The 20247-nt window shown below is 71.9% G+C and carries 16 protein-coding genes, 4 tRNA genes and 1 other RNA gene; 12 read left to right on the forward strand and 9 right to left on the reverse strand.

Going from position 1 to position 20247, the window contains the following annotated elements; translation table 11 throughout:
• The first annotated feature begins 36 nt into the window (after positions 1 to 36).
• Together gap and ACFZDI_RS24160 are read left to right on the forward strand one after the other, a co-directional pair.
• A complete protein-coding gene (gene gap, locus ACFZDI_RS24155) occupies positions 37 to 1035 on the forward strand; it encodes a type I glyceraldehyde-3-phosphate dehydrogenase (protein WP_234850840.1) in 999 nt (332 codons plus the stop codon).
• 102 nt (positions 1036 to 1137) lie between these two features.
• Complete coding sequence (locus ACFZDI_RS24160; RefSeq protein ID WP_234850841.1) at positions 1138 to 1839, forward strand: restriction endonuclease; 702 nt, start codon at positions 1138 to 1140, stop codon at positions 1837 to 1839.
• Between the two features lie 397 nt (positions 1840 to 2236).
• On the opposite strand, the gene ACFZDI_RS24165 is transcribed toward ACFZDI_RS24160, so the two are convergent.
• Positions 2237 to 2324 (reverse strand) — tRNA-Ser (locus ACFZDI_RS24165).
• A 72-nt stretch (positions 2325 to 2396) separates the two neighbouring features.
• Between ACFZDI_RS24165 and ffs the strand changes: the two genes are divergently transcribed.
• The 6 genes from ffs to ACFZDI_RS24195 all read left to right on the forward strand — a co-directional run bounded on the left by ffs (position 2397) and on the right by ACFZDI_RS24195 (position 11477).
• An RNA gene (gene ffs, locus ACFZDI_RS24170) (signal recognition particle sRNA small type) lies at positions 2397 to 2493 on the forward strand.
• Between the two features lie 182 nt (positions 2494 to 2675).
• Complete coding sequence (locus ACFZDI_RS24175; RefSeq protein WP_391253153.1) at positions 2676 to 5261, forward strand: DNA polymerase III subunit gamma and tau; 2586 nt, start codon at positions 2676 to 2678, stop codon at positions 5259 to 5261.
• A 105-nt stretch (positions 5262 to 5366) separates the two neighbouring features.
• Entirely contained in the window at positions 5367 to 6617 is a 1251-nt protein-coding gene (purD, locus tag ACFZDI_RS24180) for a phosphoribosylamine--glycine ligase (protein ID WP_391253155.1), read from the forward strand.
• Positions 6618 to 6982: 365 nt separating this feature from the next.
• Entirely contained in the window at positions 6983 to 8836 is a 1854-nt protein-coding gene (locus tag ACFZDI_RS24185; RefSeq protein WP_391253157.1) for a hypothetical protein, read from the forward strand.
• Positions 8837 to 9032: 196 nt separating this feature from the next.
• Positions 9033 to 10508, forward strand: a complete 1476-nt coding sequence (locus ACFZDI_RS24190; protein WP_391253159.1) for a N,N-dimethylformamidase beta subunit family domain-containing protein — start codon at positions 9033 to 9035, stop codon at positions 10506 to 10508.
• A gap of 69 nt (positions 10509 to 10577) precedes the next feature.
• Complete coding sequence (locus ACFZDI_RS24195) at positions 10578 to 11477, forward strand: phosphoribosylaminoimidazolesuccinocarboxamide synthase (RefSeq protein WP_391253161.1); 900 nt, start codon at positions 10578 to 10580, stop codon at positions 11475 to 11477.
• 41 nt (positions 11478 to 11518) lie between these two features.
• On the opposite strand, the gene ACFZDI_RS24200 is transcribed toward ACFZDI_RS24195, so the two are convergent.
• From ACFZDI_RS24200 to ACFZDI_RS24235, 8 genes are all read right to left on the reverse strand, one after another.
• Positions 11519 to 11594, reverse strand: a tRNA-Gly gene (locus ACFZDI_RS24200).
• 22 nt (positions 11595 to 11616) lie between these two features.
• Entirely contained in the window at positions 11617 to 12237 is a 621-nt protein-coding gene (locus tag ACFZDI_RS24205) for a response regulator (protein WP_391253163.1), read from the reverse strand.
• Positions 12234 to 13517 carry a histidine kinase gene (locus ACFZDI_RS24210; protein WP_391253165.1) on the reverse strand — a complete coding sequence of 428 codons (1284 nt, stop codon included), beginning with the start codon at positions 13515 to 13517 and terminating at the stop codon, positions 12234 to 12236. The genes ACFZDI_RS24205 and ACFZDI_RS24210 overlap by 4 nt, the downstream gene beginning before the upstream one ends.
• A 21-nt stretch (positions 13518 to 13538) precedes the next feature.
• Entirely contained in the window at positions 13539 to 14342 is an 804-nt protein-coding gene (locus tag ACFZDI_RS24215; protein ID WP_391253167.1) for an ABC transporter permease, read from the reverse strand.
• The gene (locus ACFZDI_RS24220) at positions 14339 to 15310 is read right to left on the reverse strand and encodes an ATP-binding cassette domain-containing protein (protein WP_391253169.1); all 972 of its coding nucleotides are present in this window, start codon (positions 15308 to 15310) and stop codon (positions 14339 to 14341) included. The genes ACFZDI_RS24215 and ACFZDI_RS24220 overlap by 4 nt, the downstream gene beginning before the upstream one ends.
• Before the next feature lie 128 nt (positions 15311 to 15438).
• Positions 15439 to 15511: transfer RNA gene (locus tag ACFZDI_RS24225), tRNA-Gly, on the reverse strand.
• 118 nt (positions 15512 to 15629) lie between these two features.
• A tRNA-Gly gene (locus tag ACFZDI_RS24230) sits at positions 15630 to 15701 on the reverse strand.
• A gap of 133 nt (positions 15702 to 15834) precedes the next feature.
• Positions 15835 to 16152, reverse strand: a complete 318-nt coding sequence (locus tag ACFZDI_RS24235) for an Lsr2 family protein (protein ID WP_234849502.1) — start codon at positions 16150 to 16152, stop codon at positions 15835 to 15837.
• Between the two features lie 267 nt (positions 16153 to 16419).
• Here ACFZDI_RS24235 and purS point away from each other — a divergent pair, with 267 nt between their 5' ends.
• The 4 genes from purS to ACFZDI_RS24255 all read left to right on the forward strand — a co-directional run bounded on the left by purS (position 16420) and on the right by ACFZDI_RS24255 (position 20228).
• Positions 16420 to 16683, forward strand: coding sequence for a phosphoribosylformylglycinamidine synthase subunit PurS (purS, locus tag ACFZDI_RS24240; protein ID WP_031137820.1), 264 nt, complete (start codon positions 16420 to 16422; stop codon positions 16681 to 16683).
• Positions 16680 to 17360: a phosphoribosylformylglycinamidine synthase subunit PurQ gene (gene purQ / locus ACFZDI_RS24245; protein ID WP_184567781.1), complete on the forward strand. Its 681-nt coding sequence runs from the start codon at positions 16680 to 16682 to the stop codon at positions 17358 to 17360. The genes purS and purQ overlap by 4 nt, the downstream gene beginning before the upstream one ends.
• Positions 17357 to 19615, forward strand: coding sequence for a phosphoribosylformylglycinamidine synthase subunit PurL (purL, locus tag ACFZDI_RS24250; RefSeq protein ID WP_234849490.1), 2259 nt, complete (start codon positions 17357 to 17359; stop codon positions 19613 to 19615). The genes purQ and purL overlap by 4 nt, the downstream gene beginning before the upstream one ends.
• A gap of 112 nt (positions 19616 to 19727) precedes the next feature.
• Positions 19728 to 20228, forward strand: a complete 501-nt coding sequence (locus ACFZDI_RS24255; protein WP_391253171.1) for an ArsR/SmtB family transcription factor — start codon at positions 19728 to 19730, stop codon at positions 20226 to 20228.
• Positions 20229 to 20247: the final 19 nt, after the last annotated feature.

Genomic DNA, 20247 nt, shown 5'->3' on the forward strand with positions numbered 1-20247 from the left:
GGTGGCGAACCGCAGAGACCGAAAGGGACACCACTCATGACGCGCATCGCGATCAACGGATTCGGCCGCATCGGACGCAATGTGCTGCGCGCCCTGCTCGAACGCGGCAGCGACTTCGAGGTCGTCGCCGTCAACGACCTGACGGAGCCCACCACCCTCGCCCGGCTGCTCGCCTACGACTCGACGGCCGGCCGGCTCGGCCGCCCGGTGACCGCCGACGGGGACGCACTCGTCGTCGACGGCCGGCGGATCAAGGTGCTGGCCGAGCGCGAACCGGCACAGCTGCCCTGGGCCGAACTCGGCGTCGACATCGTCCTGGAGGCCACCGGCCGCTTCACCTCGGCCAAGGCGGCCCGCGCCCACCTCGACGCGGGCGCGAAGAAGGTGCTCGTGAGCGCGCCGTCGGACGGCGCCGACGTCACGCTGGCGTACGGGGTCAACACCGAGGCCTACGACCCGGACGTGCACACGATCGTGTCGAACGCCTCCTGCACCACCAACGCCCTCGCGCCTCTGGCCGCGGTCCTCGACGAGCTCGCGGGCATCGAGCACGGCTTCATGACGACGGTGCACGCCTACACGCAGGAGCAGAACCTCCAGGACGGCCCGCACCGCGACGCCCGCCGCGCCCGCGCCGCCGGCGTCAACATCGTGCCGACCACGACGGGCGCCGCCAAGGCCATCGGCCTGGTCCTGCCGAACCTGGACGGCAAGCTGTCCGGCGACTCGATCAGGGTCCCCGTCCCGGTCGGCTCGATCGTCGAACTCAACACGACCGTCGCCCGCGACGTGACGCGCGAGGACGTGCTGGAGGCGTACCGCAAGGCGGCGCAGGGGCCGCTCGCCGGCGTCCTCGAGTACTCGGAGGACCCGCTCGTGTCGTCCGACATCGTCGGTAACCCGGCCTCGTCGATCTTCGACTCGGCCCTCACCCGCGTCGACGGCCGCCACGTCAAGGTGGTCGCCTGGTACGACAACGAGTGGGGCTTCTCGAACCGCGTGATCGACACGCTCGAACTGCTCGCCGGCCGCTGACGGCACGCCCCGATCCGGCCATGGCCGACTCGCGCCCTACTCCCCCCGCCACCGGCTGCTGAGACTGCCGTACACGGACGGCTGGGGGGAGGAGCGTCGATCATGGCTGGACGTGGACGTGGAGCGGCTGCCCGCAGAAGGCGAACGACCCGCCTGAAGGCACTGACGGCGGCCGCTGCGTCATCGGTGGTTCTGCTGATGCTGTTCCGGTCGACCGTGTGGCCCTACATCACCGGTGCGCTGGTGGTGGGCGGCATCGGAGCGGCGAGCTGGTGGCTGTGGCGGACGGACCGGCTCGTGCGCGGCCGGGACAGCGTCTGGCGGCAGGAGGAGGCGGTGAAGGCGGGGCACCGGACACTCGCCGAGGTGGACGCGATGACCGGCACGGAGTTCGAGGAACTGGTCGCACACCTGTGCCGCAGGGACGGGTGCACGGAGGTCCGGCGGGTGGGCGGAGCCAACGACAACGGCGCCGACGTCCTGGGCCGCCTCCCGGACGGCCGGAGCGTGGTGATTCAGTGCAAGCGCTACACGCCGACCAGCACGATCGCGAGCCGTGAACTACGCGACCTGCTGGGAGCGAAGGTGCACTTCGGAGCGGACGTCGCCGTCTTCGTCACGACGACCCGCTTCAGCCGCCCCTCCGAGAAGTTCGCCGTGCAGCACGACATCCTCGCCATCCACCGCGACCACCTGGGCCTGTGGAACAACGGCACCTCCCTGCTGTCCTTGACGGAGGTGAACGGCCGGGGCCAGGGCGATCCCCACCACCGAGCACGCTGGAAGCAGGCGTACGGCGGGTGACCGGCCCCCTGTCGAGCGGCAGGACGGGTGGTGCAACCCGCTTGTTCAGCCCGTCTGCACCTCGTCCACCGACGCCGCGAGACCGGCCATGTCCTCGGAGGGCGGGGCCTCGACGGTCACCGGCTGGTCGACGTCGAGGAAGGTGAAGGTCAAGTCGAAACGGTCGCCGTCGATGAACTCGAGTGGTTGGCCGTCGGTGCCAGCCCGAGTCGCGCGCGTAGCAGCGGCGAGCGACACGAGGCATGCGGGTGATCAGCCACTGCCTGACCATCGGAGTCGGTGCACCTGATCCCAGGAGAACGACGCACAGCCGACTGAGACGGAAAGCGCGGCGGACAACGTCGAAGCGCCCCACCGCAAGCGGTGGGGCCCTTCGACATCGTGCCCGGTGAGGCACTGGCGGAGGATACGAGATTCGAACTCGTGAGGGGTTGCCCCCAACACGCTTTCCAAGCGTGCGCCCTAGGCCTCTAGGCGAATCCTCCGCCGGAAACATTACATGACCGAGAGGAGTGCTCGCGAACTCGTTCCCCGGCCCGGACATCAGGTAGCCTTGGCGCAGCCCCTCACGCGGCGCTATCTGACTGAACTCCCCCAGGGCCGGAAGGCAGCAAGGGTAGGTTGGCTCTGGCGGGTGCGTGAGGGGCGTCTGCGTTCCCGGACCGACCTCGCGGACGGATGCCCCGGGCGGTCTGCCGGGCGGGTGTCCCGATTGGTCTGGCGGGCGGATGTCCCGTGGTCTGGCGGGCGGATGCCCCGGGTGGATGTCCAGACGGATCTTCCGCGCCGGGTCGGGGCCGGGCCCGATGTCAGTGGGCGCCTATAACCTCGTATGCGTGTCGTCTCTCGCTCTGTACCGCCGCTACCGCCCCGAGACCTTCGCCGAGGTCATCGGGCAGGAGCATGTCACCGACCCGCTGCAGCAGGCGCTGCGGAACAACCGGGTCAACCACGCGTACCTGTTCAGCGGGCCGCGCGGCTGTGGCAAGACGACCAGCGCGCGGATCCTGGCCCGGTGCCTGAACTGCGAGCAGGGGCCCACACCCACACCGTGCGGCGAGTGCCAGTCCTGTCAGGACCTCGCCCGCAACGGCCCCGGTTCCATCGACGTCATCGAGATCGACGCCGCATCCCACGGTGGCGTGGACGATGCCCGTGACCTGCGCGAGAAGGCTTTCTTCGGTCCGGCCCGCAGTCGGTACAAGATCTACATCATCGACGAGGCCCACATGGTCACGTCGGCCGGCTTCAACGCGCTGCTGAAGGTCGTCGAGGAGCCGCCGGAGCATCTCAAGTTCATCTTCGCGACCACCGAGCCCGAGAAGGTCATCGGGACGATCCGGTCCCGGACCCACCACTACCCCTTCCGGCTCGTGCCCCCCGGCACCCTCCGGGAGTACCTCGGGCAGGTCTGCCAGAAGGAGGCCATCCCCGTCGAGGACGGCGTGCTCCCGCTCGTCGTGCGGGCGGGCGGCGGGTCCGTGCGTGACTCCATGTCCGTCATGGACCAGCTCCTCGCGGGCGCCGCGGCCGACGGTGTGACATACGCCATGGCCACCGCCCTCCTCGGGTACACCGAAGGTTCTCTCCTCGACTCCGTCGTCGAGGCCTTCGCCACCGGTGACGGCGCCGCGGCGTTCGAGGTCGTCGACCGCGTCATCGAGGGCGGGAACGACCCCCGCCGCTTCGTCGCCGACCTCCTGGAGCGGCTGCGCGACCTGGTGATCCTCGCCGCCGTGCCGGACGCCGCGGAGAAGGGGCTCATCGACGCCCCCGCCGATGTGATCGAGCGTATGCAGGCCCAGGCCGGCACCTTCGGCCCCGCCGAGCTGAGCCGTGCGGCCGACCTCGTCAACGAGGGCCTGACCGAGATGCGCGGCGCCAACTCGCCCCGTCTCCAGCTGGAACTGATCTGCGCACGCGTCCTGCTCCCCGCCGCCTACGGAGACGAGCGCTCCGTCATGGCCCGCCTCGACCGCATCGAGCGCGGGGTGAACTTCTCCGCGGGACCCGCCGGCATGCCCGCCATGGGATACGTACCCGGGCCCGAGGGGCACGGGGGAGCGGCGGCCGCTCCGGGCCAGGCGGGCAGCCCCGCCCATGCCCAAGCGGGCGGCCCCGCCCATGCCCAAGCGGGCGGCCCCGCCCATGCCCAAGCGGGCGGCCCCGCCCATACCCAGGCGGGCGGTGGCGTTCCCGTGCCGCCGGGCGGCGGCCCGGCCGCGGCCCGCGCGGCGGTCCGCGCCTCCGGAGCACCGGGCAACGGCGGTAGCGGTGCGGGCGTGGGCGGCCCTGCCGCCGCCGCGACCGGCTCCGCCCCCGCGGCGGCGGGCCAGGGCCTTGCCGCGTCGCCGCAAAGCCCGTCCGCGTCTCCGGCTCCCGCAGCCGGTGCCCATGCCCACGGCGGGCCCTCCGCCCCCGAGGGGCCGGGCGCCCCCGCGACCCCCGCCGAAGCCCCGGCCGCCTCCCCTCCCGCTCACGCCGGGCCCGCCCAGCCGTCCCCGGCCCAGGCCGCCCCGCCCGCCCCCGGCGCCTGGCCCACCGCCGCCTCCGCAGGAAGCGGCGCCCGCCGCCCCGGCGGCTGGCCCACGGCTGCCTCGGGCACCCCCGCCCCGAGCACCCCCCCGGCGCACGCCCCCGGGCCCGCCAACCCGTCGGCGTCTCCGCCCCCCGCTCCGGCCCAGACCACCCCGGCCCCGGCGCCGGCACCCGCTCCCGCGGGTGGTGGCGGTCTCGACCCCCGCATGCTCTGGCCGAACATCCTGGACGCGGTCAAGAACCGCCGACGCTTCACCTGGATCCTGCTCAGCCAGAACGCCCAGGTGGCAGGCTTCGACGGCACGACCCTGCAGCTCGGCTTCGTCAACGCGGGCGCGCGGGACAACTTCCTGAGCAGCGGCAGCGAGGACGTGCTGCGGCAGGCGCTGGGCGAGCAGTTCAACGTCCAGTGGAAGATCGAGGCGATCGTCGACCCGTCGGGCGGCTCCGCGCCCCCCGCAGCGGGCGGCCCCTCCGGCTTCGGCGGCGGCGGCGTCCACAGCACCGGCGGCGGCCAGGGCACCGGCGGTGGCTACAACACCGGCGGCCCCAGCGCCGGCGGTGGCTACAACTCCGGCGGCGGCTACAACGCGAGTGGCGGCACGGCGACGGCCCAGCGCCCCGCCCCGTCCGCGTCGGCCTCTCCGGCTCCTCCCGCGCAGCAGTCGAGCAGCTCCGGCTCCGCCGCGACCTCCACCCCGGCTTCCCCGCCGACCGCCGCGTCCGTCCCCCAGCCGTCCGCCCCACCGCGGCGGCACGTCTCCGTCGAGGAGGACATCCCCGAGGACGACGACCCCGACCTCGACGAGTCGGCCCTCTCCGGCCAGGAGCTGATCGTCCGGGAGCTGGGGGCGACGGTGGTGGAGGAGTTCACGAACGAGTAGAGCCGGGAGGCCGGGCCTTCTTGGAGGAACCTCCAGCTCAAGATCCGCCCTCCCTTCGGCAGCCCGCACAAGGAGAACCCGGCGTCTCCCGTTAGGCTGACCCCCGTGAAGGTCCTCGTCATCGGCAGTGGCGCCCGCGAACACGCCCTGTGCCACTCCTTGTCCCACGACCCCGACGTCACGGCGCTGCACTGCGCCCCCGGCAACGCCGGCATCGCCGAGGTCGCCGAGCTGCACCAGGTCGACGCCCTCGACGGCGCCGCCGTCACCGCGCTGGCCACCCGCCTCGGCGCGGAGCTCGTGGTCGTCGGCCCGGAGGCCCCGCTGGTCGCCGGGGTAGCCGACGCCGTGCGCGACGCGGGCATCCCGGTCTTCGGCCCGTCCGGCCGGGCCGCGCAGCTCGAGGGCTCCAAGGCCTTCGCGAAGGACGTCATGGCGGCGGCCGAGGTGCCCACGGCCCGGTCGTACGTCTGCACCACGCCGGAAGAGGTCGACACGGCCCTCGACGCCTTCGGCGCGCCGTACGTCGTGAAGGACGACGGGCTCGCCGCGGGCAAGGGTGTCGTCGTCACCGACGATCTCGAAGCGGCCCGGGCTCATGCGGCGGCCTGCGAGCGCGTGGTCATCGAGGAGTTCCTCGACGGCCCCGAGGTCTCCCTCTTCGCCGTGACGGACGGCGAGACGGTCGTACCGCTCCAGCCCGCCCAGGACTTCAAGCGCGCGCTGGACGGCGACGAGGGCCCCAACACCGGCGGCATGGGCGCGTACTCCCCGCTGCCGTGGGCCGACCCGAAGCTGGTCGACGAGGTGCAGCAGACCGTGCTGCAGCCGACCGTGGACGAGATGCAGCGGCGCGGCACGCCGTTCTCCGGCCTGCTCTACGCCGGTCTCGCGATCACCTCCCGGGGTGTCCGCGTGATCGAGTTCAACGCCCGGTTCGGAGACCCCGAGACGCAGGTCGTCCTGGCCCGGCTGAAGACGCCGCTGGCCGGTGTGCTGATGGCCGCCGCCACCGGCAACCTCGCCCACCTGGAGCCGCTGCGCTGGAGCGAGGACGCGGCCGTGACCGTGGTCGTCGCCTCGCACAACTACCCCGGCACCCCGCGCACCGGCGACCCGATCACCGGTCTGGACGAGGTGGCCGCGCAGGACGCCCCGCACGCGTACGTGCTGCACGCCGGCACCCGCCAGGAGGGGGACGCCGTCGTCAGCGCGGGCGGCCGCGTCCTGTCCGTGACGGCCACCGGCAAGGACCTCACCGAGGCCCGCGACCGCGCCTACACGGCCGTCGGCCGCATCCGTCTCGACGGCTCCCAGCACCGCACGGACATCGCGGCGAAGGCGGCAGGCGCGTAACCGACCCCTAAGCGCCGACGACGCCCACGCACCCGCGGCAGGGAAACCACCCGCGGCAGCCGCAGCAGGGACATCACCCCGCCGCCGATGAACCCCACAGGCCCCGGATCCGTCTCAGGATCCGGGGCCTGACGTGTGCGGGAGGCGGGGACCGATGCCCGCCGACCGTCATCCACCTCTCCCCTGAGCCATTCCATCGAGTGACCGATGCCCTATCCGGCTGACGGGGGGCGGAGCCCCAACTAGGGTGCGGCGCAAGCGTTCCGGCACTTGGCCCACCGGCATTGCGATGTCAGTGACGGGTGCCACAGTGGGGGAGTGAGCAAGGGAAGCGTCGGGTCAACGGGGAGGGGGTGAGGTCGGTCGTGACCGGAACGGGTGTGGAAGCAGGCGCGCAGATCGCGCGGGCGCGAGCACTGGCCGTGCTGCGCATCCGCAGCCGTGCCCTGGCCGTTGCCCTGCTGCCGGCCGCCGTCGCCGTGATCCTGCTCGCCGGCACCGCCGGTGACCGCCTGGAAGGTCCCGGCTGGGACACGGCCCGGGCGGTTCTGACGCCGCTCGCCGCCCTGGTGCTGCTCGCCGCCGCCGGGATCGCCCTGGTCGTCGCCCGGGCCCGGCCCGCGATGAGCCCGACCGTGCCGGTCGCCGAGGAGGCGGCCCCCGACCTGTACCGAATGGTGCGCGACCTGGCCGACCGCCTCGACGTCCCCGCGCCCTCCGCGATAGCGCTCACCCCGGACTGCGACAGCTGGCTGGAGGACCGCACCCACCGGTCCCACGCACCGCCCCCGGCCGAGGAGCACCACGACATAGCGGGGGCGGGCAAGCAGGCACAACGCCGGCAGCCCGTCCCGCCGGTCCTCGTCATCGGCTCCCCGTTCCTGTGGTGGATGCGGGTCGGCGAGCTGCGTGCGGTCCTCGCCCCGGTGATCGCCGGCACGGGACCCTCGGCCCACCCGGACATAGCCGCCGCCCGGCGCTTCGTCCGGGGCTTGGACGCCGCGGTGGCCGTGGCGTCGGCGCCCCGCCGCGACCCGGTGTCGCGGATCGTGCTCGCCGGGGCCGGCCGGGTCGCCCGGCTTCTGCTGCGCAGCTGCCGGATCCACGCCGCCGAGTTGGAGCGGGGCGTGGCGGCCGCCGCCGCGGAGCGTGCACAGGCTGTGGATTACGGACTGCGGATCGTCGCCCAGGAGCAGGTGGGTCTGGCCTACGCGGGCTGGGACCGGCTGCTGACCAGGGTGGCGCTGCCCGCGTGGCGGATGGGCCGCTGGCCGTCCCGGCTGGACGCGGGTGTGGTCGCGGCGCTCACGGAGCTGTCCCGGCGGGACCGCCTGGCCGAGGGCTTCGCGTCCCGGCTGGGCGAGCGGCCGGCCTGCGATCTGCTGGAGGAGCCCGGCGCGGTCGACGAAGCCGCGTCCCTGCTCGCCGCCCGCCTCTTCCACGGCGGCCCCGCCGGACCCGGGCCCGACTGGTCGCCGGTGGACTGGAGCGAGTATCCGGACGAGGTCGTGGACCGCAAGTGGCGCCTGGACGCGGCCCGCCTCCACCGCGTCCTGGACACGATGGGCGTCCGGCCCGCCACTGGCCCCACCACCGCCGCCACCCACGCCCCGACCCTCTCCCGCGTCCTCGACCACCTGACGAACACGCCTCCCTCGGACACCACCGCGCCCACCGGAGCCGACACCCCCTCAGCAGGCCCGACCGCCCCGACCGCGCATCCCACAGCGCACCCGCCCGGCTCCGGAGCGGACACGGATCCCCTCGACGACGAGGACCTCTCCGGTACGACGGCTCCCAGTGCCACGCTCGCGGCCCGGCTCAGCGCCGAACTGGCCCGTGAGGAGGCCGCCCCCACCCCGGCCAACCCCTCACCGGCCGCACAGCCCCCCGCCACCGCTCCGGCCCCCGCACCCGACCCCACGGCCCTGTGGGACGACCGGGCGCTCCCTCTCTTCCCCCTCCAGCCCCCGCGCACCGCCAGGGAGCTGCTCGCGGACCACCTCACCGCGATGGTCTGCTGCGCCGCGATGGACACCGCCGGTGCCACACCCGGCCTGGACTGGCTGGACGGCCCGACCCTCCTCGTCCAAGGCGAGCGCACGGCCGATCTGGCACCCATGGTCCTCACGCTCATCGAGGACGGCGACGCCACGCCTCTGCGCCTCTGGCTGTCCCAGCTCGGCATACGCCCCGAGAAGCCGGTCCGCCTCGGCTGACCCACCGGAGCACCCACTTCCGGTTCTGGCCAATTCAAAACGAACAGTGACGAAGTGCGCGCGTTATGTGATGTGCTTGGACCGTTCGCGTGCATGGCAAGCGCGTGCGACATACGACAAACACATACGCGTGACCGCGTCGCACGCACCACACCGGCAGGCACCACCACGGGGGCGAAGGGGAGGGGAGACGACCATGGGTTCGGAGCAGATCCGCCGCTGGGAGTCGGGGGCGCTGGCGCACGCCGTGACGGACCCCTTCGGCCAGGGCCCCGTTCCGTGGCTGCGCGGCACCGTGACGTACTTCGACGACTCGGGCCAGGTGGTCCCCTGGTACGTGGACCAGGACCAGCCCCAAGCGTCGAGGAAGGGCAGCCGCTCGGGCGGCCCCCGCGCGGCCGACGACGTGCACCGCCAGATCAAGGGCTTCACCTCCACCGGCGCGGTGGCGCCCGGCGAGGCCATCGACTTCCACATCACGGTCGACCCGCCGCAGCAGTTCGCCGTCGACATCTACCGCATCGGCCACTACGGCGGTGACGGCGCCGCGAAGATCACCACCAGCCCGCGGCTGTCCGGCATCGTCCAGTCCCCGCCGCTCACCGCGGACCGTACGGTCTCATGCCACCACTGGTGGCTGTCCTGGCGGCTGCAGGTCCCCTCGTACTGGAACATCGGCGCGTACGTCGCCGTCCTCACCACCGCCGACGGCTACCGCTCCCACGTCCCGTTCACGGTCCGCCACGACCAGCCCGCCGACCTGCTGCTCGTGCTGCCCGACGTCACCTGGCAGGCGTACAACCTCTACCCGGAGGACGGCCGCACCGGCGCGAGCCTCTACCACGCGTGGGACGAGGAGGGCCGGCTGCTGGGCGAGTCCGAGGCGGCCACGACGGTGTCGTTCGACCGCCCCTACGCGGGCGCGGGCCTCCCGCTCCACGTCGGTCACGCCTACGACTTCATCCGCTGGGCCGAGCGCTACGGCTACGACGTCGCCTACGCCACCGCCAGTGATCTGCACGCGGGCCGGGTCGACCCCACCCGCTACCGCGGCCTGGTCTTCCCGGGCCACGACGAGTACTGGTCGGCCGCCATGCGCACCACCGTGGAGGTCGCCCGCGACGCCGGCACCTCACTGGTCTTCCTCTCCGCCAACTCCCTGTACTGGCGGGTGGAGCTCGGCCCTTCCCCTTCCGGCGTCCCCGACCGGCTGCTGACCTGCCGCAAGCGCAGGGGCCCGGGCAAGCCGGTGCTGTGGCGGGAGATCGACCGGGCGGAACAGCAGCTCCTGGGCATCCAGTACGCCGGGCCCGTCCCCGTGCCGCACCCGCTGATCGTGCGCAACGCCGGGCACTGGATGTGGGAGGCCACCGGGGCGCACGAGGGCGACGCGATCGAGGACCTGGTGGCGGGCGAGGCCGACCGCTACTTCCCGCGCACCTCGCTGCCCGAGCACGAGGAGCGGATCCTGCTCGCCCACTCCCCGTACACCGACAAGGAGGGCACGCTCCGCCACCAGGAGACGTCCCTGTACCGCGCGCCCTCCGGTGCCTGGGTCTTCGCAGCAGGAACGTTCGCCTGGTCCCCGGCCCTGGACCGCCCCGGCCACGTCGACCCGCGCATCCAGCGCGCCACCGCGAATCTGCTGGACCGCATCTGCAAACGCGACTGACCCCCTGTCCGGGATCCGGCTCGGATACGGGAGAATCGAGCCACTTGGACAGAACCACGGGGAGGAACCGTGTCCGGATTCGTCGAAAAGCCCGAACCGATTCAGGTTCCGGGCCTGGTGCATCTGCACACCGGCAAGGTGCGCGAGCTGTACCGGAACGAGGCGGGCGACCTCGTGATGGTCGCCAGCGACCGCATCTCCGCCTACGACTGGGTGCTGCCGACCGAGATCCCCGACAAGGGCCGGATCCTCACGCAGCTCTCCCTGTGGTGGTTCGAGCGGCTCGCCGACCTCGCCCCGAACCACGTCCTGAGCACGGATCTGCCCGAGGGCGCCCCCGCCGACTGGGCGGGCCGCACGCTGATCTGCAAGTCGCTGCAGATGGTCCCCGTGGAGTGCGTGGCTCGCGGCTACCTCACCGGCTCGGGTCTCGCCGAGTACAACGAGACGCGCACGGTCTGCGGCCTCGCCCTGCCGGAGGGCCTGACCGACGGCAGTGAACTGCCCGCCCCGATCTTCACCCCGGCCACCAAGGCCGCTGTCGGCGAGCACGACGAGAACGTCTCCTACGAGGAGGTCGCCCGCCAGGTCGGCGCGGACACCGCGGCCCGGCTGCGCCAGGCGACCCTCGCGGTCTACTCCCGGGGCCGGGGCATCGCCCGGGAGCGGGGCATCATCCTCGCGGACACGAAGTTCGAGTTCGGCTTCGACGGTGACGACCTGGTCCTCGCGGACGAGGTCCTCACCGCGGACTCCTCCCGTTTCTGGCCGGCCGACCAGTGGCAGCCGGGCCGGGCACAGCCGTCGTACGACAAGCAGTTCGTCCGGGACTGGCTGACCTCGCCGGAGTCCGGCTGGGACCGCAAGAGCGAGCAGCCCCCGCCCGCCCTGCCGCAGCAGGTCGTCGACGCCACCCGCGCCAAGTACGTCGAGGCGTACGAGCGCCTGACCGGCACGAGCTGGTCGTAGGGCACGAAGAAGCCCCCCGGCGGAACCGGGGGGCTTCTCGATGGAGCGAACGACGAGGTTCGAACTCGCGACCTCAACCTTGGCAAGGTTGCGCTCTACCAACTGAGCTACGTTCGCATGCGCCGTGGCGCGAGAACCACTATACCCAACCTCGCTCCCGCGCGAGCCGCACCGCCGCATGCCGGTTCTCCGCACCGAGTTTCGACACGGCCGACGACAGATAGTTCCGCACGGTGCCCTGCGACAGCGCGGCCCGCTCGGCGATCTCCGCGACGGGTGCCCCGTCGGCGGCGAGTTCCAGCACCTCGGCCTCCCGCGCGGTCAGCGGCGAGTCTCCGGCGGCGATCGCGTCGGCGGCCAACTCCGGGTCGACGTAGCGGTTCCCGGCGTGCACGGTCCGGATGAGCTCAGCGAGCCGCTGCGCGCTCACGGTCTTCGGCACGAACCCCCGCACTCCGGCCGCCAGCGCCCGCTTCAGATGGCCGGGCCGCCCGTGACTGGTGACGATGAGCACCTTGCAGCCGGGCAGTTCGGTCCGCAGGGATGTGGCGACCTTCACACCGTCGGCCCCGGGCATCTGGAGATCCAGCACGGCGACGTGCGGCTTGTGGGCCCGGGCCATGGCCAGCGCCTCGGGGCCGGTGGCGGCCTCGGCGACGACGAGGAGGTCGTCCTCCAGCGACAGCAGGGCGGCGAGCGCCCCCCGGATGAGGTGTTCGTCGTCGGCGAGGAGCAGCCGGACGGGCTCCATGGCCGTCATGAGGTGACCTCGCTCACAGGCCGCTGGGGGGCAGCGGCCGGCACGGCGCCGTACGGGGTGGACTGCGACGGCAGCGGAATCTCCGCCGTCAACCGGAACAGCCCCCGCCCCACGGGCCCGGCCTCCAGCGTCCCGTCGATCACCGACAGCCGCTCCCGCAGCCCTGCGAGCCCCGAGCCGGCCGGTCCGGACCCGGACTCCTCCGCCGCCTCTCTCACCCCGTCGTTCTCCACGGACAACACCACCAGCCCCTCCAGCACGCGTAGTCGCACGGTGCACCGCCGCGCGTCCCCGTGCCGCAGCACGTTGGTCGCGGCCTCCCGCACCACCCACCCCAGCGCGGACTGCACCGCGGGCGGCAGGCCGGCGGCCGGCGACCCGCCGATCGTGCACGCGATGCCGGCGGCCTCCAGCACCCCTTGCGCACCGGCGAGTTCCGCGCCCAGGTCGGCCTTCCGATAGCCGCGCACGACCTCCCGCACCTCCCGCTGCGACTCCTGCGCGAGCCGCTGCACCTCGACCATCTGCGACACGGCCTCGGGGCGTCCCCGCTGCGCCAGCTGCACGGCCAGCTCGCTCTTCAGGGCGATCACGGCGAGGTTGCGCCCCATGACGTCGTGCAGATCCCGCCCGAACCGCAGCCGCTCCTCGGCGACGGCGAGCCTGGTCCGGGTCTCGCGGGCTTCGTCGAGTTCGTAGACGGAGTTCAGCAGCCACACCGAGAAGACCGCCGTGAACGCGATGAACACGCCGCCGATCAGCACGATCAGCGCCGTGAACAGCGCCGTGAGGGCGGGGGCGCCGAGCGCCAGGGCCACCACCAGGGTGCCCGCCGCGAATCCGCCCGAGATGCCGAACGCGCGCCGGCGTGAGCGGACGCCGAGCGCGATGATGCCGGGACCGAAGATCAGGATCACTCCGAAGACGCCACCAGCGGCGGTGTCGACCTCCTCGCGGTGGGGCCCGTGCTCGGCGAGGACGAGCGCGGCGGCGGCGATCGCGGCGGTGGCGGCGCCCAGTGTCCACAGCAGTGCGGTGGGCTGGGGCCTGCGCCCGCGCGTCCAGTCGACCGACCGTGACACGGTGACGAAGCACAGGGCGGCGTGCACGGCGACCACCAGCATGACGGCACCGCCCAGCCGCGCCCCGAGCGGCGCCACGGACGTGAGCCCGACGGAGAAGAACTCCATCACCGCGAAGAAGTGGAACGACCACCGCGTGTACGTCTCGACCTTCTCCGGCGTGCTCTTGTGCCGCCACCACCTGCCCGGCATGCGCATCGGCCCGTCACTCCCCCTCGGTCAGCGGCGCGGTTCCCAGCGGAACCACCGCCGTACAGCAAACACCGCGAGGAGGATCCAGGCCACGGCGGTCGCGAGAGCGCCCAGTGCCTCGTACGCGGAAAGGTCTCCGGTCCAGCCGCCGCGCACCAGTGTGACGACCGGCGTCAGGGGCAGCAGCTCGCAGACGGAGGCCACGCGGTCCGGCATGAGCTCCAGCGGCAGGAACATGCCGGAGCCGATCATCGAGATCAGCAGCAGCGGCATGGGCGTGGCCTGGGCGCTCTCGCCGGTCCGGGTGAAGCTCGCGGTGGCCGCGGCGAGGGCGGCACACATCACGAGACCCAACAGAAGGCCGAGCACGACCAGATGGGGTGCCGACGGCACGGACAGGTCCAGCAGGGCGGCGCAGCCCGCCGTCAGCAACAGGCACTGCGCCAACCCGGTGAGGGCGGCCGGCAGCGAGGCACCGGCCAGGATCTCGACGTCCCGCAGCTCGCCGGTGCGCAGCCGCTTGAGGACGAGCTCCTCACGCCGGACGACGAACACGCCGACGAGCACCGGGTACACGGCGAACAGCAGGGAGAAGCCGACCGCGGCGGGCAGCACCAGCGTGCCGGTGCTCAGCCCCGCCCCGGCGAGGTCCATCTCCTCCGCCGCCGAGCGCACGCTGACCGGCATCACCAGCGGCACGAACAGCGCGGCGACGAGCGCGCCGCTGGTCCGCCCGAGCAGGGTCAGTTCGGCGCGGGCGAGCGCGGTCATCCGGCTCAGCGGGGTCGTCGCCGCCGCTGCCGGGCGGGGCGTGGTGCGGTTGGCGCTCATGCCGCGTACTCCTTCGTCGTCATGCCGCCGGCCTGCTCGGCGGAGACGTTCTTGGCGATGTTGAGGAACGCCTCCTCCAGGGAGGCCGAGCGCACGTCCAGGCGGTGGAGCTCGACCCGGGCCCGCTCGGCCCACACCAGCAGCGCGGTGGCCGTGCGCTGCAGTTCGCGGGTGCGCAGCCGGACGGTCCGGCCGTCGGTCTCGTGGCCGGTCACGCCCAGGTCGCCGAGCGGGGGCAGATCGCCGACGAAGTAGCCGTCGGGCAGTTCGAAGGAGATCCGCGACGGCTCGGTGGCGGTCACCTCGGCCGGAGTCCCGGTGGTGGCGATCCGGCCCTCGTGCATGATCGCGAGCCGGTCGGCGAGGTTCTCGGCCTCCTCCAGATAGTGCGTGGTCAGCAGCACCGTCGTCCCGCCGTCGCGCAGCGCGCTCACCAACTCCCAGGTGGCCCGGCGGCCTTCGGCGTCCAGGCCGGTGGAGGGCTCGTCGAGGAAGAGCACCTCGGGGTCGCCGAGCAGGGCGAGCGCCAGGTCGAGGCGGCGCCGCTGGCCGCCGGACAGCTGCTTGACCCGGGTGCCGGCCTTGGATTCCAGGCCGACCAGCGCCAGGACCTCCGCCGGTGGCCGGGCGCCGCTCACGCATCCCGCCCACATCCGGGCGGTCTCGGCGACGGTGAGCTCGGAGGGGAAGCCGCCTTCCTGGAGCATCACGCCGGTGCGGGGCCGTACCGCGGCCCGGTCGGTGTACGGATCGTGTCCGAGGACGCGCACCCGCCCGCCGGCCGGCTGCGCGAGCCCTTCCAGGAGTTCGACGGTGGACGTCTTGCCCGCGCCGTTGGTGCCGAGCAGCGCGAAGATCTCTCCCGGTCGGACGGAAAAGCTGATGCCGCGTACCGCCTCGAACCCGCCCCCGTACACACGCCGCAGGTCAGTGACCTCAATCACGTGTTCGTGTCCGCTGGTTTCCATGCGTCCAGCGTCCCGGCCGGGCGGGGCCGGAGGCAGTGCGCGCTGTCATCACTCGGCATGACAAATGTCAGAAGCGGGAGCAGCACACGAAGAAGCCCCGGTCCTGAAGGACCGGGGCTTCTTTCCCGAGCGGACGACGAGGTTCGAACTCGCGACCTCAACCTTGGCAAGGTTGCGCTCTACCAACTGAGCTACGTCCGCATATGCTCCCGATCGGCTCTCACCGACCGGTGCGGCACCAGCCTACCTGATCCTCCCCCAAGCTCTCGACAAGCTCGAGCAGGGGGTACCCCCATCAGAGACCGGTACGGCGATGCAGAGCGGGTGACAGGAATCGCACACTGCGCCTTCCCCCTGGAAGGGGGATGTTCTACTACTGAACTACACCCGCATGTTTCCGTGAGCTGGGCCTTTCGGCCTCGCCCCTCGGCGTGCTCCAGACTCTAGCTGATCAGCGGGGGTGCTGCGCAAGTCGGCTGCCGCGAGGGGCGGGTGACCGGGCATCGGTGGGCCACGACGGGCCGTCACTGCGCTGCGGTGAACGCCTCGTAGACCTTCTTGGGGATGCGCCCGCGCGCGGGGACCTCCATCTTGTTGGCCTGCGCCCAGGCGCGCACGGCCGAGGGGTCGGGGGCGACCTCCGTCTGCCGGTACGCCTTGCCGGAGCGGGACCGCTTGCGGCCGGCCTCCACGTAGGGCGCGAGTGCCTTCCGCAGTTCTCCGGCGTTGCCTTCGCTCAGGTCGATCTCGTACGACTTGCCGTCCAGTCCGAAGGCGATCGTTTCCGCCGCTTCCGAGCCGTCGATGTCGTCAAAGAGAGTGACCACGACCTTCTGCGCCACGAATATCGGTCCCTTCATGCGGCACTTTGCCAATTCATTTGTACAGTGCCTGGCATTGCATTGTGAAGCCCGACTAAATCCTTCCGCGTGTCAGAAGGCAATAGGTGCCGGGTGTCGATCCGGAATCTTTCCCGAAAATTTCGTGTGTGGGTCCGACGATGCCGGATCGTGATGACGGTCACGTAGTTTCCTACAAGTCAACGCGCGTAGAAATTTTGTGCGGGTAGTCTGAAGGAACCTGCTCAGCACCACACACCGGGAGTGCCAGTGGCACGCGTCGTAGTCGACGTCATGCTCAAGCCGGAGATCCTCGACCCCCAGGGCCAGGCGGTGCAGCGCGCACTGCCGCGGCTGGGTTTCGACGGGATCTCGGACGTCCGCCAGGGAAAGCGTTTCGAACTGGAAGTTGACGGGCCGGTCGACGAGGCCGCCCTCGCCCGCATTCATGATCTTGCGGAGTCCTTCCTCGCGAACACCGTGATCGAGGACTTCACGATCCGGGTCGAGGAAGTCGCGGAGGCCGCGAAGTGACCGCTCGTATTGGCGTCGTCACTTTTCCCGGCAGCCTGGACGACCGTGACACCCAGCGCGCGATCCGCGTCGCGGGCGCCGAACCCGTCGCCCTGTGGCACAAGGACAAGGACCTCAAGCAGGTCGACGCCGTGGTGCTGTGCGGTGGTTTCTCCTACGGCGACTATCTGCGCGCCGGGGCCATCGCCCGTTTCTCGCCGGTGATGGAGCCCCTGCTGGAGCAGGCGAAGGCCGGTCTGCCGGTGCTCGGCATCTGCAACGGCTTCCAGATCCTCACCGAGGCCCACCTGCTGCCGGGCACGATGCTGCGCAACGACCACCTGCACTTCATCTGCCGTGACCAGAAGCTGCGGGTGGAGAACGCCGAGACCGCCTGGACCACCGACTACTCGGCCGGCCAGGAGATCCACATCCCGCTGAAGAACAACGACGGGCAGTATGTCGCCGACGCGTACACGCTGGACAAGCTGGAGGCCGAGGGCCGCGTCGCCTTCCGCTACCTGGACTTCAACCCCAACGGCTCGCAGCGCGACATCGCCGGCGTCACCAACGAGGCCGGGAACGTGGTCGGTCTCATGCCGCACCCCGAGCACGCCGTCGAGCCGCTGATCGGCACCGGCCGCACCGACGGCCTCCCGTTCTTCACCTCGATCCTCAAGAAGCTGGTCAACGCATGAGCCGGACGCCTCTGGACACGGTCGAGCACGCGGCCGCGACCCCCGACGTCGAGCTGCCCTGGGCCGAACTGGGCCTGAAGAAGGACGAGTACGAGCGCGTGGTCGAGATCCTCGGCCGTCGGCCCACCGGCGCCGAGCTCGCCATGTACTCGGTGATGTGGTCGGAGCACTGCTCGTACAAGAGCAGCAAGGTCCACCTGCGCCAGTTCGGCGAGAAGGCCCCCGAGTCCGACGCGATGCTCGTCGGCATCGGCGAGAACGCCGGTGTCGTCGACGTCGGCCAGGGCTACGCGGTCACCTTCAAGGTCGAGTCGCACAACCACCCGTCGTACGTCGAGCCCTACCAGGGCGCGGCCACCGGTGTCGGCGGCATCGTGCGCGACATCATCGCCATGGGCGCCCGCCCGGTCGCGGTCGTCGACCCGCTGCGCTTCGGCGCGGCCGACCACCCCGACACCAAGCGCGTGCTGCCGGGTGTCGTCGCGGGCATCGGCGGCTACGGCAACTGCCTGGGCCTGCCCAACATCGGCGGCGAGGTCGTCTTCGACGCCTGCTACCAGGGCAACCCGCTGGTCAACGCCGGTGCCATCGGCGTCATGCGGCACGAGGACATCCACCTCGCGAAGGCGTCCGGCGCGGGCAACAAGGTCATCCTGTACGGGGCCCGGACCGGCGGCGACGGCATCGGCGGCGCCTCGATCCTGGCCTCCGAGACCTTCGACGACGCCAAGCCCTCGAAGCGCCCGGCCGTGCAGGTGGGCGACCCCTTCCAGGAGAAGCTCCTCATCGAGTGCACCCTGGAGGCCTTCGCCGAGAAGCTCGTCGTCGGCATCCAGGACCTCGGCGCGGCCGGACTGTCCTGCGCCACCTCCGAGCTCGCCTCGAACGGCTCCGGCGGCATGCGCGTCACCCTGGACGACGTTCCGCTGCGCGACTCCACGCTCTCGCCCGAGGAGATCCTCATGAGCGAGTCGCAGGAGCGCATGTGCGCGGTCGTCGAGCCGGAGAAGGTCGACCGCTTCCTGGAGATCTGCGAGAAGTGGGACGTCATCGCCACCGTCATCGGTGAGGTGACCGACGGCGACCGCCTGGAGATCTACTGGCACGGCGGCAAGATCGTCGACGTCGACCCGCGCACGGTCGCGCACGAGGGCCCGGTCTACGAGCGCCCGTACGCCCGTCCCGACTGGCAGGACACCCTCCAGGCGGACGACGCGAACAAGCTGCCCCGCCCGGAGACCTCCGAGGAGCTGAAGGACCAGGTCCTGAAGCTGGTCGCCTCCCCGAACCAGGCCTCCAAGTCCTGGATCACCAGCCAGTACGACCACTTCGTGCAGGGCAACACCGTCCTCGCCCAGCCCGAGGACTCCGGCATGATCCGGATCGACGAGGAGACCGGGCTCGGCGTGGCCATCGCCACGGACGGCAACGGCCGGTACGCCAAGCTCGACCCGTACCACGGTGCCCAGCTGGCCCTGGCGGAGGCGTACCGCAACGTCGCCACCACCGGCGCCAAGCCGCTGGCCGTCTCCGACTGCCTGAACTTCGGCTCGCCCGAGGACCCGGCGGTGATGTGGCAGTTCGCGGAGGCCGTGCGCGGTCTGGCGGACGCCTGCCAGCAGCTCGGCACCCCGGTCACCGGCGGCAACGTCTCGCTCTACAACCAGACGGGTGAGGCCGCCATCCACCCGACCCCGGTGGTCGCGGTCCTCGGCGTCATCGACGACGTGGCCCGCCGCACGCCGGTCGCCTTCCAGGAGGAGGGCCAGCTGCTGTACCTCCTCGGCGACACGCGTGAGGAGTTCGGCGGCTCGGCCTGGTCGCAGGTCGTGCACGACCACCTCGGTGGTCTGCCGCCCAGGGTCGACCTGGAGCGTGAGCGCCTGCTCGCCGAGATCCTGATCTCCGCCTCCCGCGACGGCATGATCGACTCCGCGCACGACCTGTCCGACGGCGGTCTGATCCAGGCGGTCGTCGAGTCGGCGCTGCTCGGGGGGAAGGGCGCCCGCCTGATCGTCCCGGACGGTCTGGACGCCTTCACCTTCCTCTTCTCCGAGTCGGCGGGCCGCGCTGTCGTGGCCGTGCCGCGCTCCGAGGAGGTCCGCTTCAACGACATGTGCGGTGCCCGCGGCCTGCCGGTCACCCGCATCGGCGTCGTCGACGGCGACACCGTGGACGTCCAGGGCGAGTTCGCCCTGCCCCTGTCCGAGCTGCGCGAGGCGCACGAGGGCACGATCCCGGCGCTGCTGAAGTAGGCACACACCGAAGCCCCCGCCCGGTCCGCCGGGCGGGGGCTTCGGTGTGCCCGGACGGAAATGAGGGTCCCGATGCTTGCGCGAGATTACGTAGTTACGTAATCTCAGATAAATGGACCTGGAGCAACGCGTCGCAGAACTCGAACGCCGTCTGGCGGCCCTGGAAGGCACCCGGAGCACCGGCCCCCGCGTCGTCGGGGGCGACTTCTGGGCGCTGAACGGGCTGCAGGAGCAGCTGTCCGGGGCGGAGGCGGCCGACGGCGGTGTCCTCTACACGGGCTCCGTCGGCCTGCCATCGGGCGAGGAGTACTCCTGGCAGATGACCGTCCTCACGGAGGACCTGCTGGAGGGCGACTGGACGACGGCCGCCGAGTCGTTCGCGGCCCTCGGCCACCCGGTCCGTCTCCGGCTGCTGCGCGAGATCCTCGGCGGCCGTCGCACCGCCGCCGAACTCGCCGAGATGGACGACGTCGGCACGACCGGCCAGATCTACCACCACCTGCGCCAGCTGACCGCCACGGGCTGGCTGCACACGACCGGCCGCGGCCGCCACGAGGTGCCACCGGCCCGGGTCGTACCGCTGCTGGTGGCCCTGGCGACGACCCGCCCGTAGCGGCGACGCAACCAGACGG

This window comes from Streptomyces sp. NPDC007907, from assembly GCF_042959365.1.
GTDB lineage: Bacteria > Actinomycetota > Actinomycetes > Streptomycetales > Streptomycetaceae > Streptomyces > Streptomyces indiaensis.

Bases quoted from the DNA above. Each gene is read 5' to 3' on its own strand.
- ACFZDI_RS24255 (WP_391253171.1), top strand. From the start codon at position 19,728: ATGGACCTGGAGCAACGCGTCGCAGAACTCGAACGCCGTCTGGCGGCC.
- ACFZDI_RS24210 (WP_391253165.1), bottom strand. From the start codon at position 13,517: ATGCGCATGCCGGGCAGGTGGTGGCGGCACAAGAGCACGCCGGAGAAG.
- ACFZDI_RS24215 (WP_391253167.1), bottom strand. From the start codon at position 14,342: ATGAGCGCCAACCGCACCACGCCCCGCCCGGCAGCGGCGGCGACGACC.
- gap (WP_234850840.1), top strand. From the start codon at position 37: ATGACGCGCATCGCGATCAACGGATTCGGCCGCATCGGACGCAATGTG.
- ACFZDI_RS24220 (WP_391253169.1), bottom strand. From the start codon at position 15,310: ATGGAAACCAGCGGACACGAACACGTGATTGAGGTCACTGACCTGCGG.
- ACFZDI_RS24160 (WP_234850841.1), top strand. From the start codon at position 1,138: ATGGCTGGACGTGGACGTGGAGCGGCTGCCCGCAGAAGGCGAACGACC.
- purL (WP_234849490.1), top strand. From the start codon at position 17,357: ATGAGCCGGACGCCTCTGGACACGGTCGAGCACGCGGCCGCGACCCCC.
- ACFZDI_RS24190 (WP_391253159.1), top strand. From the start codon at position 9,033: ATGGGTTCGGAGCAGATCCGCCGCTGGGAGTCGGGGGCGCTGGCGCAC.
- ACFZDI_RS24205 (WP_391253163.1), bottom strand. From the start codon at position 12,237: ATGACGGCCATGGAGCCCGTCCGGCTGCTCCTCGCCGACGACGAACAC.